Source organism: Halorubrum ezzemoulense (genome assembly GCF_004126515.1).
GTDB classification, from domain to species: Archaea; Halobacteriota; Halobacteria; order Halobacteriales; family Haloferacaceae; genus Halorubrum; species Halorubrum ezzemoulense.
The window spans coordinates 1,661,478-1,675,656 of sequence record NZ_CP034940.1 but is presented as its reverse complement, the minus strand read 5'-3'; the positions used below and the strand labels follow the sequence as shown (position 1 = coordinate 1,675,656).

18 protein-coding genes are annotated in these 14,179 nt (G+C 69.8%); 12 read left to right on the top strand and 6 right to left on the bottom strand.

Translation table 11 applies throughout. From position 1 onward, the window contains the following. Nucleotides 1–68 precede the first annotated feature (68 nt). The gene (locus EO776_RS08365) at nt 69–1,619 is read left to right on the top strand and encodes a cryptochrome/photolyase family protein (RefSeq protein WP_094521052.1); all 1,551 of its coding nucleotides are present in this window, start codon (nt 69–71) and stop codon (nt 1,617–1,619) included. A gap of 76 nt (nt 1,620–1,695) precedes the next feature. Continuing rightward, nucleotides 1,696–2,037 carry a DUF6176 family protein gene (locus EO776_RS08360; RefSeq protein WP_089307585.1) on the top strand — a complete coding sequence of 114 codons (342 nt, stop codon included), beginning with the start codon at nt 1,696–1,698 and terminating at the stop codon, nt 2,035–2,037. Between the two features lie 27 nt (nt 2,038–2,064). Here the strand turns inward: EO776_RS08360 and EO776_RS08355 are convergent, their stop codons facing one another. Both EO776_RS08355 and mvaD read right to left on the bottom strand, forming a co-directional pair. After that, nucleotides 2,065–2,424 (bottom strand): hypothetical protein, encoded by a 360-nt coding sequence (locus EO776_RS08355; RefSeq protein ID WP_086216754.1) that lies wholly within the window; start codon nt 2,422–2,424, stop codon nt 2,065–2,067. An 81-nt stretch (nt 2,425–2,505) separates the two neighbouring features. Then, nucleotides 2,506–3,504, bottom strand: coding sequence for a phosphomevalonate decarboxylase MvaD (mvaD, locus tag EO776_RS08350; protein ID WP_049929418.1), 999 nt, complete (start codon nt 3,502–3,504; stop codon nt 2,506–2,508). Nucleotides 3,505–3,609: 105 nt separating this feature from the next. Here mvaD and EO776_RS08345 point away from each other — a divergent pair, with 105 nt between their 5' ends. After that, nucleotides 3,610–4,116 (top strand): hypothetical protein, encoded by a 507-nt coding sequence (locus EO776_RS08345; protein WP_089307587.1) that lies wholly within the window; start codon nt 3,610–3,612, stop codon nt 4,114–4,116. A gap of 82 nt (nt 4,117–4,198) precedes the next feature. Then, the gene (locus EO776_RS08340) at nt 4,199–4,534 is read left to right on the top strand and encodes a 2Fe-2S iron-sulfur cluster-binding protein (protein ID WP_049929421.1); all 336 of its coding nucleotides are present in this window, start codon (nt 4,199–4,201) and stop codon (nt 4,532–4,534) included. 21 nt (nt 4,535–4,555) lie between these two features. Here the strand turns inward: EO776_RS08340 and EO776_RS08335 are convergent, their stop codons facing one another. Beyond that, nucleotides 4,556–4,873, bottom strand: coding sequence for an ASCH domain-containing protein (locus EO776_RS08335; RefSeq protein WP_049929422.1), 318 nt, complete (start codon nt 4,871–4,873; stop codon nt 4,556–4,558). A 210-nt stretch (nt 4,874–5,083) separates the two neighbouring features. Between EO776_RS08335 and pyrB the strand changes: the two genes are divergently transcribed. The 3 genes from pyrB (at nt 5,084) to EO776_RS08320 (ending at nt 7,742) form a co-directional block, all read left to right on the top strand. After that, nucleotides 5,084–6,031, top strand: coding sequence for an aspartate carbamoyltransferase (pyrB, locus tag EO776_RS08330; RefSeq protein ID WP_086216721.1), 948 nt, complete (start codon nt 5,084–5,086; stop codon nt 6,029–6,031). After that, nucleotides 6,028–6,486: an aspartate carbamoyltransferase regulatory subunit gene (gene pyrI, locus EO776_RS08325; protein WP_049929424.1), complete on the top strand. Its 459-nt coding sequence runs from the start codon at nt 6,028–6,030 to the stop codon at nt 6,484–6,486. The genes pyrB and pyrI overlap by 4 nt, the downstream gene beginning before the upstream one ends. 395 nt (nt 6,487–6,881) lie before the next feature. Continuing rightward, nucleotides 6,882–7,742 carry a hypothetical protein gene (locus EO776_RS08320; protein ID WP_094494224.1) on the top strand — a complete coding sequence of 287 codons (861 nt, stop codon included), beginning with the start codon at nt 6,882–6,884 and terminating at the stop codon, nt 7,740–7,742. 195 nt (nt 7,743–7,937) lie between these two features. Here EO776_RS08320 and EO776_RS08315 read toward each other — a convergent pair whose 3' ends face one another. Continuing rightward, nucleotides 7,938–9,590 (bottom strand): NADH-quinone oxidoreductase subunit D, encoded by a 1,653-nt coding sequence (locus EO776_RS08315; protein ID WP_094520480.1) that lies wholly within the window; start codon nt 9,588–9,590, stop codon nt 7,938–7,940. Between the two features lie 84 nt (nt 9,591–9,674). On the opposite strand from EO776_RS08315, the gene EO776_RS08310 reads away from it, so the two are divergent. After that, a complete protein-coding gene (locus EO776_RS08310; protein ID WP_086216718.1) occupies nt 9,675–10,343 on the top strand; it encodes a helix-turn-helix domain-containing protein in 669 nt (222 codons plus the stop codon). Nucleotides 10,344–10,494: 151 nt separating this feature from the next. Here EO776_RS08310 and EO776_RS08305 read toward each other — a convergent pair whose 3' ends face one another. After that, complete coding sequence (locus EO776_RS08305) at nt 10,495–11,238, bottom strand: ThuA domain-containing protein (RefSeq protein WP_049929428.1); 744 nt, start codon at nt 11,236–11,238, stop codon at nt 10,495–10,497. A 110-nt stretch (nt 11,239–11,348) separates the two neighbouring features. Between EO776_RS08305 and EO776_RS08300 the strand changes: the two genes are divergently transcribed. Further along, entirely contained in the window at nt 11,349–11,564 is a 216-nt protein-coding gene (locus EO776_RS08300) for a hypothetical protein (RefSeq protein WP_049929429.1), read from the top strand. A 27-nt stretch (nt 11,565–11,591) separates the two neighbouring features. On the opposite strand, the gene EO776_RS08295 is transcribed toward EO776_RS08300, so the two are convergent. Beyond that, the gene (locus EO776_RS08295) at nt 11,592–11,978 is read right to left on the bottom strand and encodes a TlpA family protein disulfide reductase (protein ID WP_049929430.1); all 387 of its coding nucleotides are present in this window, start codon (nt 11,976–11,978) and stop codon (nt 11,592–11,594) included. Between the two features lie 218 nt (nt 11,979–12,196). Here EO776_RS08295 and EO776_RS08290 point away from each other — a divergent pair, with 218 nt between their 5' ends. Genes EO776_RS08290 through EO776_RS08280 form a run of 3 tightly spaced genes read left to right on the top strand, consistent with a single transcriptional unit; the run spans nt 12,197 to nt 14,149 of the window. Further along, nucleotides 12,197–13,114 carry a PLP-dependent cysteine synthase family protein gene (locus tag EO776_RS08290; RefSeq protein ID WP_094494226.1) on the top strand — a complete coding sequence of 306 codons (918 nt, stop codon included), beginning with the start codon at nt 12,197–12,199 and terminating at the stop codon, nt 13,112–13,114. Between the two features lie 55 nt (nt 13,115–13,169). Continuing rightward, complete coding sequence (locus EO776_RS08285; RefSeq protein WP_100050483.1) at nt 13,170–13,577, top strand: hypothetical protein; 408 nt, start codon at nt 13,170–13,172, stop codon at nt 13,575–13,577. Beyond that, nucleotides 13,577–14,149, top strand: a complete 573-nt coding sequence (locus tag EO776_RS08280) for an MOSC domain-containing protein (RefSeq protein WP_094520478.1) — start codon at nt 13,577–13,579, stop codon at nt 14,147–14,149. The genes EO776_RS08285 and EO776_RS08280 overlap by 1 nt, the downstream gene beginning before the upstream one ends. The last annotated feature ends 30 nt before the right edge of the window (nt 14,150–14,179 follow it).

Sequence of the window (14,179 nt, the reverse complement as noted above, 5' to 3'; positions counted from 1 at the left end):
CTGCTCGGAGCCAGTCAAGCCTCCGCCGGTCCCGGTGGTTTCACGGTGGACGCGTCCGTGCGGATCCCATGGAGCTGTTCTGGCACCGACGGGACCTCAGAGTCGCGGACAACGTCGGCTTAGCGGCCGCCGCGGGGGCCGGCGACGGAGACGCGAGCGAAGACGCCGACCAGGGGCCCGCCGCGCCCGTCTTCGTCTTCGACCCCGACGTGCTCGACCACGCGAGCGACGTGCGGGTCCGCCGCCTGCTCGACGGGCTCGCGGCGCTCCGCGAGGCGTACCGCGAGCGCGGGAGCGACCTGATCGTCGCGCACGGGGACCCTGAAGCGCTGCTCCCGCGCCTCGCCGAGGCGCTCGGCGCCGAGCGCGTCGTCTGGAACCGCGACTACTCGGGGCTCGCCCGCGAGCGCGACGCCGGGGTTCGACGCGCGCTCGACGCGGCCGGCGTCGCGCGAGAGGCCCACCACGACGCGGTCCTCCACGACCCCGACGCGATCCGGACGAACGCCGGGGACCCGTACTCCGTGTACAGCTACTACTGGAAGAAGTGGACCGACCGCGCGAAGGACGACCCCCTTTCCGCGCCGACCGGCGCTGCGCTCGCCGCCGCCGACCGACTGACGGACGCGGTCGACGCTATCGACGGGACCGACGCGGGCGACGCGACGGTGGCCGACGCCGGCGTCGACGCGCTCCCCGTCGCCACGGTGGGCGACCTCCCGACGCCCGCCGACCTCGGCTTCGCCGAGCCGGACGCCGATGTCGGGCCGGCGGGGACCGCTGCCGCGCGCGAGCGCCTCTCCGACTTCCTCGACGAGGCGGTGTTCGCCTACGAGGCCGAGCGCGACTACCCCGCCGAGGACGCGACCTCGCGGCTGTCGACCTTCCTCAAGTACGGGGAGATCGGCGTCCGCGAGGCGTACGCGGCGACCGAGGAGGCGATGGCCGAGGCGGCGTCGGACGCGCGGCCCGACGACGCCCCCGAGCAGGTCGAGGAGTTCCAACAGCAGCTGGCGTGGCGGGAGTTCTACACGCAGGTCCTCTTCCACAACCCCGAGGTGGTGACGGCGAACTACAAGGAGTACGAGGAGGGGATCGACTGGCGCGACGACCCCGACGAGATCGCGGCGTGGAAGCGCGGCGAGACGGGATATCCCATCGTCGACGCCGGGATGCGCCAGCTGCGCGAGGAGGCGTTCATGCACAACCGCGTGCGGATGATCGTCGCCTCCTTCCTCACGAAGGACCTGCTCGCGGACTGGCGGCACGGCTACCACCACTTCCGCGAGCGGCTGGCCGACCACGACACCGCGAACGACAACGGCGGCTGGCAGTGGGCAGCCTCGACGGGGACCGACGCGCAGCCGTACTTCCGCATCTTCAATCCCATGACGCAGGGCGAGCGATACGACCCCGACGCGGAGTACATCACGGCGTACGTCCCCGAACTGCGCGGCGTCGAGCCCGACCTCATCCACGAGTGGCACGAGCTGTCGCCGACACAGCGCGCGAACGCGGCCCCGGCGTATCCCGCGCCGATCGTCGACCACTCGGAGCGCCGCGAGGAGGCGCTCGCGATGTACAAGCGGGCGCGCGGCGAGGACCCGGAGGAGGACTGACTCCCGCCGTCCGAGAGCGTGCCAACAGTTAACAAAGGCGGACAACCGTTAGGTGAAACGGGCGCGACCCGGCCGTATGGTCGACGTCGTCCTCACGAAACAGCGGATCGAGTCCGGAGCGACCGAGCGGCTCGAAGCGTGGGCGCGAGAGATTCGGGATCGAGAGTCCGAGGCGGTTGAAACCCTGCGCAACGAAGGGATGTACTCCGAGACCGCGTTCGTCGAGCACGCCGACGACGGGGACTACCTCGTTTACTATATGAAAGCCGAGGACATCGACGCGGTCTACGAGGCGTACGAGGAGTCGTCCCACGACATCGACGAGGAGCACGAGCGCGTGCTGAGCGAGGTCCTCGAAACCGGCGAGAACGTCGGCGAGTACGACCTCCTCTATCACCTCGAAAACCCCGACCGCTAACGCCCGGGAACCGGTTCCGCCGCGCGGTCACTCGGTCGTCGCCTCAGAGACCGCGCTCACCAGCTCGTTCACCGGGAAGGACTCGTCGTAGTCGAACGACGCGAACACCGCGTCGTATCGGTTCGACGGGAAGAGGAACACCACCAGGTCGTCGAAGAACAGCGTCTGCGCAGCGTACCGACTCTTCCCCACGAGGCGCTTGAAGTCGTCGCCCGTGATCTGGTTCGACATCACCAGCTGGTACGCCTCGTCGAGGTCGGCGTCCGAGTAGCGGTCCTCCACGTCCTCGCGGACGTGTTCGACCTCGAACGACACGCTCCGGAGATCGGCGACGACCCGGGGCGCGGGCCCGTCGAACGCGAGGATCGCGTCGGCGATCGGTGACATGTCACTTTCATTCATTCCGCGGGCTCATAAATCACTGCGACAGACTCCGCCAGCGCCGGTTCTGCCCGCCCGTCCCGCCCCTCAGAACAGCGCCTCGCTCTCGTCGAGGACGCGCGCCGGACCGCCGACCTCCCAGACGTCGGTGTCGACGCCGATCTCGGCGATCCGGCCCTCGACCTCGTCGACGTGGTCCGCGAGCGTGTTCACGTACACCGAGGCCCCGGTGTCGGTCGAGAAGTAGACGGGGACGCCCGACTCGCGGAGTTCGCGCACCGCGTTGAACACGGCGATCGTCTCGGGCTGCCAGTACACCCATCCCGCGGGGCCGGTCATCGTCGTGGCCGTCAGGGACAGCGAGTCGTGCTCCGCCGTCTCGAAGATCCGGTCGAAGTCGCCCGTGCGGAGCGCGTCGGTCATCTCGACTAGCTGGTCTTGGACGTGCGCGGTCCGCGCCTGCATCATGTGGCTCGCGGCGGCCTCGCGGTGGGCCTCCTCCGTCTCCTTGTACGCGGGGACGTGTGCGGCGACGATTCGGAGGTCCTCCTCGGGGTCGAAGCCGTCCTCGCTCACCCCCACGTCGAGCCGGGAGGAGCGACAGTCCTCGTCGTTGAGCCCGGCGTCGAGCCGCGAGTACGCGCCCGTCACCGAGCGGGCGGCAGAGGAGGAGCCGCGGCGGGCGACCGTCGAGACCTCCGGGAGAGACATGTCGAGGCCCGCGGCCTCCACGAGGGCGAGTGCGGCGGCCGCGAAGCCCGACGAGGAGGAGCCAAACCCGATGTTCGACGGGAAGGAGTTCTCGCTCTCCAGTCGGACGGCGGCGTCGACGCCGGCCAGGTCGCGGACGTGGTCGACGACCATGTCGATGCGCTCGGCCGCGCGGCCGTCGACCGCCTCGCCGCCGATGACGTATGCGTCCTCGCTCGCGTCCGGCTGCCACTCGACGGTGGTCGTCGTGGCGGTCGGCGCGGTACAGAGGCTGATGCTGTCGTGGTACGGGAGCCGCAGTTCCTCGTCGCGCATCCCGTGATACTTGACGAGCCCCTGAATCGGGTGGGCTCGCGCGGTGGCCTTGCCGGTCATGTCTCGGGAAGCGTCCGGCGGGGGATTAGTCGTTGCGATAGGTGGGAGGCGGTGCGCGACCGTTGTCGGAACAAGATATTACTGAGATGCGACGCAGGGCCCGACATGGTCCGCCGCGACGCGCTCCTCCGCCGGCCGCGAGCGAAGCCGTACGCCCTCGCCGCCGTCACGGCGGGAGTGGTGTTCCTCGAAGCCGTGACTCGGTCCCGCCAGTACGCGATACGGGAGGGACAGCCGGTGACCGCCCGAACGCCGCTCGACCTCGTGGTCGACGTCGCCGGAACCTACCTCGTGGTGCCGGGGCTTCTGTTCGTCGCGTTCTACGCGCTTATCGCTCCCGGCTCGCGGATTCCACTGACCGGCCGGTCGTTACTCGCGCTCTTCGCGGGCGCGCTCATCGGCGGGCTCGCGGGACAGTACGTCGGAGTCGCTCCCCACTCGCTCAGGACCCTGCTGTGGTCGGGGACCTTCGCGGCCGACCCGCAGATCCTGCGCCTGTGGGTCGACGTGTTCGGATCGATCGGTCGCGACTTCCTCGTCGCCGTCGGCGTGTTAGTCGTGGCGCGGACCGTTCGTGACAGGCGGAACGAGCGCTCGGACGCCGCCGCGTAGCGACCGAGCGCTCGCTTCCGTCCCCGCGCCGGCGACGGGATAGAGGGAACCCTTTTTGACCGGTCGGCGGGTACTCCGCGCCATGACAGAGTACACCGTCGAGTTCGTCGGCACCGACGAGACGATCGAGGTGGCCGACACGGAGACGATCCTCAGCGCCTGCTTCGAGGAGGGGATCGCTCAGGAGTACTCCTGCCGCGTCGGGATGTGTCTCGCCTGCTCCGCCGAGATCGTCGAGGGCGAGGTGACACAGCCCGCGGCTCGCGGCCTCTCCGACGAGGAGGCCGAGCGGTACGCGCTCACCTGTATGGCCCGCCCGCAGTCCGATCTGAAGCTCGACCGCGGGAAGTACCCGCCGAGCATCGAGGACGACGCGGCGACCGCAGCGGGCGACGGCGCGGCCGCGGACGACGACTGAACTACCTCATCATCTCCGGTCCTACTCGGCACGCTCGAACCGGTGTCTGACCACGTCGGCGTCGTCGTCCCACTCGAAGTTCCCGCCGTGGGCGCGGACCATTCGCTCCTTGTACGCCGACAGCGACGGCGACCCCTCGCGTTTCGCGTCCTCGTCGGTCATGTCGCCGAGCGTGCGCTCGGTCACCTCGACCAGTTCGAAGGCGACGCCGTCGATCTCGAAGGTGTCGCCCTCTTCGCCGTATCGGTTCCCGCGGTGGAGCTGCGTCACCTCGCCGTCGAGGGCCGCCTGCTTCACGCGGTCGTTCGGGAGCAGGTCGGCCGGGTCGTTGTCTGCCATGCGATCCGCTTCGGTCCGCGGCGGCTTATGTACGGCGGCGAGGGGCCGGCACGGCGGCGAGTCTTCGACTCTGTCGCGCCGATCCCGGACCGGTTCGGGGCGCGTTGCGGATATCGAAACGGCGACCCGAGCGGGTACGCACGTCCGTGAACACCCGCGCTGCGCCCCGAGCCGAGGGATTCAAGATACTGCCGACACCCATCTCTGACGATGCGACAGGACCACCTCATCACCGCGACCCAGCTCTCGCGGGATGACATCGAGGCCGTACTCGACCGGGCCCGGGCGGTCGCCGACGACCCCGCCGCCTACGCGGACCGGCACGCCGGCCGCGTGCTCGCGCTCTGCTTCTTCGAGCCGAGCACGCGGACCCGGATGAGCTTCGACAGCGCGGCCAAGCGCCTCGGGATGAACACCATCGACATGGGCGACGTCGACTCCTCGTCCGTCTCGAAGGGGGAGTCGCTGTCCGACACCGTCCGCGTCATCGAGGGGTACGCGGACGCCCTCGTCCTCCGCCACCCCAGCGAGGGTGCCGCGACGCTCGCCGGGGAGCGCGTCGACGTGCCGGTCGTCAACGCGGGCGACGGCGCCGGACAACACCCCTCCCAGACGCTCCTCGACCTCCACACGATCCGCGAGGACCACGGGCTCGACGACCTCACGATCGGGGTCATGGGCGACCTGAAGTACGGCCGGACGGTCCACTCGCTTGCGGCCGCGCTGACGGAGTTCGACGCCAACCAGCACTTCATCAGCCCCGAGTCGCTGCGGCTCCCGCGCTCCGTGCGCTTCGACCTCCACGAGACGGGCGCGCAGATCCGCGAACACGACGATCTCGAACCCGTCCTCGACGAGCTCGACGTGCTGTACGTCACCCGGATCCAGAAGGAACGGTTCCCGGACGAGAACGAGTACCACCGCGTCGCGGGCGAGTACCAGATCGATGCCGAGACGCTGGCGGACGCCCCCGACGACCTCACCGTGATGCATCCGCTCCCGCGCGTCGACGAGATCGCGCCCGACGTCGACGAGACCGACCACGCCCGCTACTTCGAGCAGGCGCACAACGGGATCCCGGTGCGGATGGCGCTGCTCGACACCCTGTTGGAGAACGCGAACCCCGACGGCGACGAGGGGACGGAGGTGGGTCGATGAGCGATCACGAGCTGCGCGTCTCGAAGATCCGCGACGGCACCGTTATCGACCACGTCGAGGGGGGCCAGGCGCTGAACGTCCTCGCAATCTTAGGCATCGACGGCTCCGAGGGGTTGGGCGTCTCCGTCGGGATGAACGTCCCCTCCGACCGGCTCGGCCGCAAGGACATCGTGAAGGTCGAGGACCGGGAGCTGTCGCAGTCGGAGGTCGACGTGCTCTCGCTCATCGCGCCCGAGGCGACGATCAACATCGTCCGCGACTTCGAGGTCGTCGAGAAGAACCGGGTCACCCGTCCCGACGGCGTCACCGGCGTGCTCTCCTGTCCGAACCGCAACTGTATCACCAACGCCGGCGAGCCGGTCGAGACGCGGTTCGACGTGGTCGCCGACGGCGTGCGCTGCGACTACTGCGCGACGATCCTGCGGTCCGACATCGCCGATCACATCGACGTCTGAGACGGCCGGCGCCGCGGGTCGCTCCGCTCGGGGCAGCCTGTTTTCGGTCCGTCCTACTCGGGGCGACCTGTCTTGTTCCGACCTATTCGGGGCGACCTGTTCTCGGTCCGGTAGGTTTTACCGCCCACCGTTCCAACCGGCAAGTATGAGCAAGAAAGCCAAGCTCGTCCTCGTCCTGTCGCTCGTCGCGCTCGCGTACTTCCTGTTCGCCGGCGACAAACAGCCGGTCGAAGTGGAGTAACCGCGAGACGCCGCGCTCGCGCTCTCCGCTCGACGCCGCGCTCGTCACACCACTCGCCGCACGGCACGCCGAATTAGACTCCGCGTCGACTCGCCTCCCCGATCGACCACCCCGATACCGTCCGTTTTTACCGACCAGTCACGTATACAACTCCATGTACGGGGTCGTCACGCGCAACGCCGACGAGGTCGCGATGGAGCCGTTCGACCTCGGCTTCTACGAGGTGAAAGACGTCACGGGGCGGGCGGCCGAGCCCCTGCCGGACGCCGTGAACATGGTGTCGTGCTTCGGCGACAACGCGGCCGCGAGCGAGGACGACGACCTCGTCCCGGTCGACGAGCGCGGCGAGCCGGCGACCCGCGACCGCGACTACTTCGACTGGGCGTACATCTGCCCGACACACCCGGAGTACCGCGAGGGACTCTTGGAGATCATCGCGGACTGCGCCGCCGAGAACGAGGACGTGCGCCTCGACGACGTGGGGTTCCCCCGCGAGGGGTTCTGTCACTGCGACCGCTGCGAGCGCCTGTTCGCCGAGAGCGACCGCGAGGAGTTCGCCGACTGGCGCGCGGACGTGATAACCGACTTCGTCGCCGAGGCGGCCGATCTGGTCCCCGGCCGACTCCTGCTGACGCTGTATCCCGACCCGTACCCCGACCACCTCTACGAGCGGGCCGGCCTCGATGTCGACCGCCTCGCCGCCCACGTCGACGAGTTCGTCGTCCCGCTGTACGACACCGAGTACGCGACGACCTACTGGCTGGAGACCATCGCGCGGGGGTTCCGCTCGATGCTCGGCGGCGACTACTCCCTCCACGGCGCGCCGCCGGAGACGCCGTTCTCGCTGGAACTGTACGCGGTCGAGGTCGACGTCGACGACCTGATCCACGCGACCGAGGTCGCCGAGACGTACGCGAAGGACGTGTTCTTCGGCTACGACGCGAACAACGCGGCCGCCGCGGTCCGCCGGAAGGACGCCGACTCGCGCGACGGCGAGGTCCACCGGCCGGAGTGACCGGGCGCGTCGGCCGTCCGCTTGCGACTCCGTGGACGAGGGTTTAAATACGCCCGCGGTCGACTGCTACTCGACCGGCCGCCGGCGTGCGACACAACCGGTCGTCTCGCGTTCGCGCGAGGCGATCGCCTTTCAACGTCCGCGCCGTAGCGGCGGTCGTCCTACACCGATGAGCCGCCGGCTCGCCGCGCCGCCTCAGCGGTCGACCTCTCCCATGATCGTGTCGAGACTGCCGAGCGCGGCGATCAGGTCCGGTATCGACTCCCCCTCGGCCATCTCCGGCAGCGTCTGGAGGTTCGAGAACGAGGGCCCGCGGATCTTGAACCGGGCGGGCTTGTCGGTGCCGTCGGCGCGGATGTAGATGCCGAGTTCGCCCTTGGCGCCCTCGACGGCCCGGTAGATCTCCGTGTCGTCGTCCGGCCGGATCGTCCGCGGGACGTTCGCCTGAACGGTCCGCTCGTCCTCGGGCCAGTCTTCGAGCAGGTCGACGCACTGCTCGATGATCTTCGCGGACTCCTCGACTTCGCCCATCCGGACGAGCAGGCGACTGTAGTTGTCGCAGCCGTCTTCGGTCACCACATCCCAGTCGAGCTCGTCGTAGTAGCCGTACGGGTCGTCGCGGCGGAGGTCGTAGTCAACCCCCGAGCCGCGGACGACGGGGCCGGTCGCGCCGTAGCTCTTCGCGACCTCCGGCGGGAGGGTTCCCGTGTCCACTGTGCGGAGCTGGAGGATCTCGTTCCGGGTCAGGAGGTCGTGGTACTCCTCGATGCGGCGCGGGAGGCCGTCGAGGTACTCGCGGACGCTCCGCAGGAACTCCTCACGGGGTTCGGGGAGGTCCCACGCGACGCCGCCGAGCCGGAAGTAGTTGAACATCAGCCGCTGGCCCGTCAGGTCCTCGACGATGTCCTGAACGCGCTCGCGCTCCTGTATGGCGTACATGAACGTCGCCGTGAAGTCGCCGATCACGTCGAGCGCGTACGCGCCCATCGCCAGCATGTGCGAGAGGATCCGGCTGAACTCCGCGGCCATGGTGCGGACGACGTGCGCGTACTCTGGCACCTCGATGTCGGCGAGGTCCTCGGCGACCCGGGCGTACGCCCACTCGTTGAGCAGCCCCGCGCCGCCCCAGTCCCAGCGGTCGGGGTACGGCATGATCTGGTGACGGTACGTCCCGGACTGCGCCATCTGCTCCTCGCAGCGGTGGATGTAGCCGATGTCGGGCTCCACGCCGACGACCGTTTCGCCGTCGAGGGTGACCTGGAGGTGTAAGACGCCGTGGGTCGCGGGGTGGTGCGGCCCGATGTTGAGCAGCATGGTGTCGCTGCCGGTCGCGGTCGACGACCCGGGTTCGATCGGCTCGTTCTCGGAGAGGGCGGCGATCTGCGGCTGATCCTTATCGTAGTCCATCGACAGGGGGTGCCCCTGCCACGTCTCGGGGAGCAGGATCCGGCGGAGGTCCGGGTGGTCGTCGTACTCGATCCCGACGAGGTCGTACGCCTCGCGCTCGTGCCAGTCCGCGGTGCGGAACACGGACGCGGCGGACTCCGAGACCGGGTCCTCCTTGTCGGTGGGAACCACGACGCTGAGCTCTCGGGTCGGGTCGTCGTAGGAGCGCAGGTGGTAGATCGACTCGTACCGGTTCTCGTACTCCTGTGCCGTGACGCAGGCGAGGTGGTCGTACCCCGCCTCGTCTCGCAGCGTGGAGAGCGCTTCCTGAACCGCGTCGGGTCGGACCCTCGCCGCGGGGGCGTTCAGGTGGCTCTCACGCCCCGTGATCAGCCCGCGGACGGACGAAAACGCGTCCGCCGTCTCCTCGTCGTCGCGCTCGCGCAGCAGCTCTGTCGACATACCGGAAGAGACGCGAGCGCACGACCCGAGGCTTCTGCCGGCTCAGTACGGATATTTATAAAACCGCCGTCGTCATTGTCCGCCGTGAAGTATCTGCGCCTCGAACTCCGGTACCCGCCGGAACTCATGCATCCGATGCACCGACTGGTCGACGAGTCGGACGCCATCGGTCGGGACGTGCTCCTTCACGGCAGCCTCTTCGACGAGACCGCCGACACCTTCCTGTTCTACGTGGAAGGGGACATCGACGTGTACGTCGACGCGCTGCGGTCAGTCGACCGCATCCGGGAGTTCGAGGTCACCCGGATCGACGGGACGGGCTACTACGTCTTCCTCACGCAACGGCGCGACGCCGTCGACGACGCGATGTTCGGGTCGCTCCGGCGGACCGGCATCGTCGTGGTCCCGCCGATCGACTTCCGTCCGAGCGGCGTCGCGAGGCTGACGATCCTCGGGGATCACGAGCCGCTCCGGGAGGGCCTCGCCGCGCTCCCGGAGCGGATCGAAAGCGAGGTCCTCCGCATCGGCGAGTACGACTGGCGCCAGCACCTCTTCGACCCGGGACTGACCGACCGGCAGTTCGACGCGGTCGCGGCCGCCGTCGAGTGCGGCTACTACGAGTCCCCGCGCGCGGCGTCCGTCTCGGATGTCGCCGAGCGGATCGGCGCCTCGCCGAGCACCGCGTCCGAACACCTCAGGAAAGCCGAATCGGCCATGATGAACGCGTTCATGCGACTGCGCGACGTGGCCTGACAGCGGGTGGCTGACGGCGTTCTCGCCCGACGATGCGCCAGGCCGACGACGCGTCCGTCCGACGACGCGCCCGTTCGACGACGCGTCCGTTCGACGACGCGTCCGTTCGACGACGCGCCCGTTCGACGACGCGCCCGTTCGACGATTCTCCTCAGTGAACGGTCCGGTCGTCGCTCGTGTCGATCTCTTCTCTCGGGTCCGCGTTGCCGAACTCGGGCGTCGGCCCGTCGCCAGGCTCCGCCCAGCCGACCGCGTTCCGGAGCACCCGTCGGACGTCCTCGTCGTAGTAGATCGGGTACGTCTCGTGACCGGGCCGGAAGTAGAACACCCGCCCGTTCCCGCGGCGGTAACAGCAGCCGGAGCGGAACGTCTCGCCGCCCTCGAACCAGGAGGTGAAGACGAGCGTGTCCGGCGCCGGCACGTCGAACCGCTCGCCGTACATCTCCGTCTCGTCGAGTTCGATCGCCTCGCCGATCCCGTCCGCGATTGGGTGGCTCGGCTCGATCGCCCAGAGCCGTTCGCGCTCGGCGGCCTCACGCCACTTCAGCGAGCAGCTGGTCCCCATCAGCCGCCTGAATATCTTCGAGTAGTGGGCGGAGTGGAGGACGAGGAGGCCCATCCCGTCGAGGACGCGCTCGTGGACGCGGTCGACGACCGCGTCGCGCACCTCGTCGTGAGCGGCGTGGCCCCACCAGACGAGCACGTCGGTGTCGTCCAAGACCGCTTCAGTGAGCCCGTGCTCCGGTCCCTCATCGAGGGTCGCGGTGCGGACCTCGTGGCCCCCCTCGCGGAGCGCGTCGGCGACGACGGCGTGGATGCCGTCGGGGTACACCTCGGCGACGGCGTCGCTCTCGCGCTCGTGGCGGTACTCGTTCCAGACCGTGACGCGTGCCATGCCCGGGGTCGACGCCGCACCGACTTGAGCGGTCGGCCTCGCCCTGGCGCGCGGACTCGGCGATAGGCGCCCACCCGAAGGTACTTGCTCCGCGCGCGAGACCACGGCATATGGCTGGTCCCCGACAGTTGTACCGCCGGGCCGACGACTGGGCGCGCGGCCTCTCGCGGCTGCGCTACGCCCTCTTCACCGGCGCCGTGGTGACGGCGTCGGTGCTCGCGGTCGGCGTCGCTCTCGGGGCGTCGACGACGGTTCAGGCAGTCACGATGGGCGTCGTGATGGCCGCGCTCTACTACGCCGGCGACGTGAACGCCGAAGACGGTTGAGTCCGTGTCGCGGCCCCGAACGTCGACTCAGGCCGTCGCTTCGACGTCCGCGAGCCGGTCCGCGAGGTACTCAGCGATGGAGACGGCCTCCTCCTCGACGAACCGCGCGACCTCCTCGCCCTCTGGCGACTCGACGACGACGGTTGGGATAAGCCCGATCTCGTACGCCTCGACGAGTTCGCCCTCCTTCCCGTCCGGGCCCTTCGTCACCGGGAACGACTCGATGCGGTCGTCCGGGACGCCGGCGGCGGCGAGCGCGGCACCGAACTCGGGGAGCTGTCGCTGGCAGTCGATACACCAGTCGCCGCCCCACACTTTGAACACGTAGTCGTCCGCCGCGAGCGCGTCGAGAACCGAGTCGTCGAACGCGTCCGCGTCGAGGTCGTCCGCGGGCGCGAGCGTTTCGAGAGTCATTGGGATCGATAGATCACGGAGGCACGTAAACGGCGCGTCGGTGGCAAGAGCACATTCGCTTCGGGTCCGTCGACGACACCTCGTCGAGTTCGCAGACACACCTGATTTCTGTCCTCGGCTACAGACCGACTGCTGACACCCCCGAAGCCCCAGCCGCGGGCGACATCGATTGCCGGAGTCCGCGGGGCCTTTGGGTCACGACCGCCTCGGTTCGGGTAATGGACGACGACATCCTGTCGACGCTCGGCTCGCCGCTGGTGCGGGTCGACGCGCCCGCGGGGACGACGGTCGCGGCGAAGGTCGAGTCCCGCAACCCGGGCGGCTCGGCGAAGGACCGCCCCGCGCTGTACATGGTCGAGGCCGCCGAGGATGCGGGCGAGATCGAGCGGGGCGACCGCATCGTCGAGCCCACGTCGGGCAACACCGGCATCGGCCTCGCGATGGTCGGCGCGGCGCGCGACTACGACGTCACCCTCGTGATGCCCGAAGGGAAATCGATCGAGCGCCGCCGACTTATGCGGGCGTACGGCGCCACTGTCGAGCTCGTCGACGGCGACATCTCCGACGCGAAGGACCGCGCCGACGAGCTGGAGGCGGAGCCGAACACCGTCCAGCTCCGCCAGTTCGAGAACTCCGCCAACCCCCGCGCGCACTACGAGACGACCGGCCCGGAGATACTCGATCAGGTGGGCGACCGCACCGTCGACGCCCTGGTCGCCGGGGTCGGCACCGGCGGGACGATCACCGGGATCGGCCGCCGTCTCCGAGAGGCGTTCCCGGACGTCCGGATCGACGCCGTCGAGCCCGCGGACAACGCCGTCCTCTCGGGCGAGGAGCCGAGCGCCGACGACTTCCAGGGGATGGGGCCGGGTTTCGTCTCGCCGAACCTCGAGGTGGACCTGATCGACGAGGTCCACACGGTCGAACTCGGCGACGCCGAGACCGAGTGCCGCAGGCTCGCTCGCGAGGAGGGGATCCTCGTCGGCCAGTCGTCGGGCGCGTCGAACCTCGCGGCGAAGGTCGTCGCGGCCGAACTGCGCGAGAGCGGCGCGTTCGTCGGCGAGGAACCCCTCGTCGTCACCGTCTTCTGGGACAGCGGCGAGCGGTACTTGACGGCGGGGACCTTCGGCGAGTGACCGCGCCGCGGCGGTCGACCCCGGTGTTGATTAGCGTTCGGCGCCCAGATCGGGCGTGAACACGCGCGCCGAATCGGAGACGGAGCCGCCCGACCGCGACCCGGCCGACGGCGGTCCGACGGGGGGCTCGGACCGCCGCTTCGACGGACCGTGGCTCGCCGCGATAGCGGCGACCGTCGGAGCATGGACGGTCCTGTACGCGGTCGACTGGGCGCTGCTGACGCCTGCGACCCCGGTTGGACCGGTCGTCGCCTTCGCGCACAGCTACCTGCTCGCGCCCCTGGCGACCGCAACGATCCTGCTCGACGCGCTCTCGCTCGCCGAGCGACGCGTCGCCGACCTGGGCGTCTTCAAGTGGATCTACGCGCTGGCCGCGCTCCCCGCGCCTCCGGTCGCCGCGCTCTACTACGCGCACCGCGAATGGCTGAAGCCGGACGACACGACGCTTCTCGGGGAGCCCTGATGCCGGCCGATCGGCGACCCGAATCGAACGATGCGGACGCGGGCCCCGGCGCGGTCACTGCGCTCGTGACGGCCCCCGAGGGCGGCGCCCCGCCGGTCCGTCGCGAGGCGGTCGAGGTCTGTCCCGACGGCGTGGAGGGGGACCGCTACCGCCGCGGCGACGGCCACTTCCAACTCGACGGCTGCGCGGTCACGCTCGTCGCCGGGGAGGCGCTGACCGCGGTCCGTGAGGCGACCGGCATCGACGTGCGCGACGGCCGTCACCGTCGCAACGTGGTCGTCGAGGGGTTCGGCGCGGAGATGGACTCGCTCCTCGGCGCGACCGTCGCGGTCGGCGACGCCCTCCTGCGACCGACCCGACGGAGACCGCCGTGTGCGCACCTCGAGGAGCTCGCCGGCGAGGACGGCCTCGCGTCGGCGCTCCGGAACCGCGGCGGCCTCTGCTGTGACGTGGTCGAACCGGGGTCCGTCGCCGTCGGCGATCCGGTGACGGTGCGGGAGGCCGACCCGCGGACCGCCGGCGCGGCGATCGCCGACCGGTTGCGGGAGCGATCGTCGAGCGGTCACGAGTAGCGACCCCGCCTCGTCGGGCATCGGACTGCC

What these genes read in the sequence shown, in the direction of transcription:
- pyrI (WP_049929424.1), top strand. Translation starts at nt 6,028, where the DNA reads ATGAGCGATCACGAGCTGCGCGTCTCGAAGATCCGCGACGGCACCGTT.
- pyrB (WP_086216721.1), top strand. Translation starts at nt 5,084, where the DNA reads ATGCGACAGGACCACCTCATCACCGCGACCCAGCTCTCGCGGGATGAC.
- EO776_RS08360 (WP_089307585.1), top strand. Translation starts at nt 1,696, where the DNA reads ATGGTCGACGTCGTCCTCACGAAACAGCGGATCGAGTCCGGAGCGACC.
- EO776_RS08305 (WP_049929428.1), bottom strand. Translation starts at nt 11,238, where the DNA reads ATGGCACGCGTCACGGTCTGGAACGAGTACCGCCACGAGCGCGAGAGC.
- EO776_RS08290 (WP_094494226.1), top strand. Translation starts at nt 12,197, where the DNA reads ATGGACGACGACATCCTGTCGACGCTCGGCTCGCCGCTGGTGCGGGTC.
- EO776_RS08300 (WP_049929429.1), top strand. Translation starts at nt 11,349, where the DNA reads ATGGCTGGTCCCCGACAGTTGTACCGCCGGGCCGACGACTGGGCGCGC.
- EO776_RS08320 (WP_094494224.1), top strand. Translation starts at nt 6,882, where the DNA reads ATGTACGGGGTCGTCACGCGCAACGCCGACGAGGTCGCGATGGAGCCG.
- mvaD (WP_049929418.1), bottom strand. Translation starts at nt 3,504, where the DNA reads ATGACCGGCAAGGCCACCGCGCGAGCCCACCCGATTCAGGGGCTCGTC.
- EO776_RS08295 (WP_049929430.1), bottom strand. Translation starts at nt 11,978, where the DNA reads ATGACTCTCGAAACGCTCGCGCCCGCGGACGACCTCGACGCGGACGCG.
- EO776_RS08280 (WP_094520478.1), top strand. Translation starts at nt 13,577, where the DNA reads ATGCCGGCCGATCGGCGACCCGAATCGAACGATGCGGACGCGGGCCCC.
- EO776_RS08315 (WP_094520480.1), bottom strand. Translation starts at nt 9,590, where the DNA reads ATGTCGACAGAGCTGCTGCGCGAGCGCGACGACGAGGAGACGGCGGAC.
- EO776_RS08335 (WP_049929422.1), bottom strand. Translation starts at nt 4,873, where the DNA reads ATGGCAGACAACGACCCGGCCGACCTGCTCCCGAACGACCGCGTGAAG.
- EO776_RS08345 (WP_089307587.1), top strand. Translation starts at nt 3,610, where the DNA reads ATGGTCCGCCGCGACGCGCTCCTCCGCCGGCCGCGAGCGAAGCCGTAC.
- EO776_RS08365 (WP_094521052.1), top strand. Translation starts at nt 69, where the DNA reads ATGGAGCTGTTCTGGCACCGACGGGACCTCAGAGTCGCGGACAACGTC.
- EO776_RS08355 (WP_086216754.1), bottom strand. Translation starts at nt 2,424, where the DNA reads ATGTCACCGATCGCCGACGCGATCCTCGCGTTCGACGGGCCCGCGCCC.
- EO776_RS08340 (WP_049929421.1), top strand. Translation starts at nt 4,199, where the DNA reads ATGACAGAGTACACCGTCGAGTTCGTCGGCACCGACGAGACGATCGAG.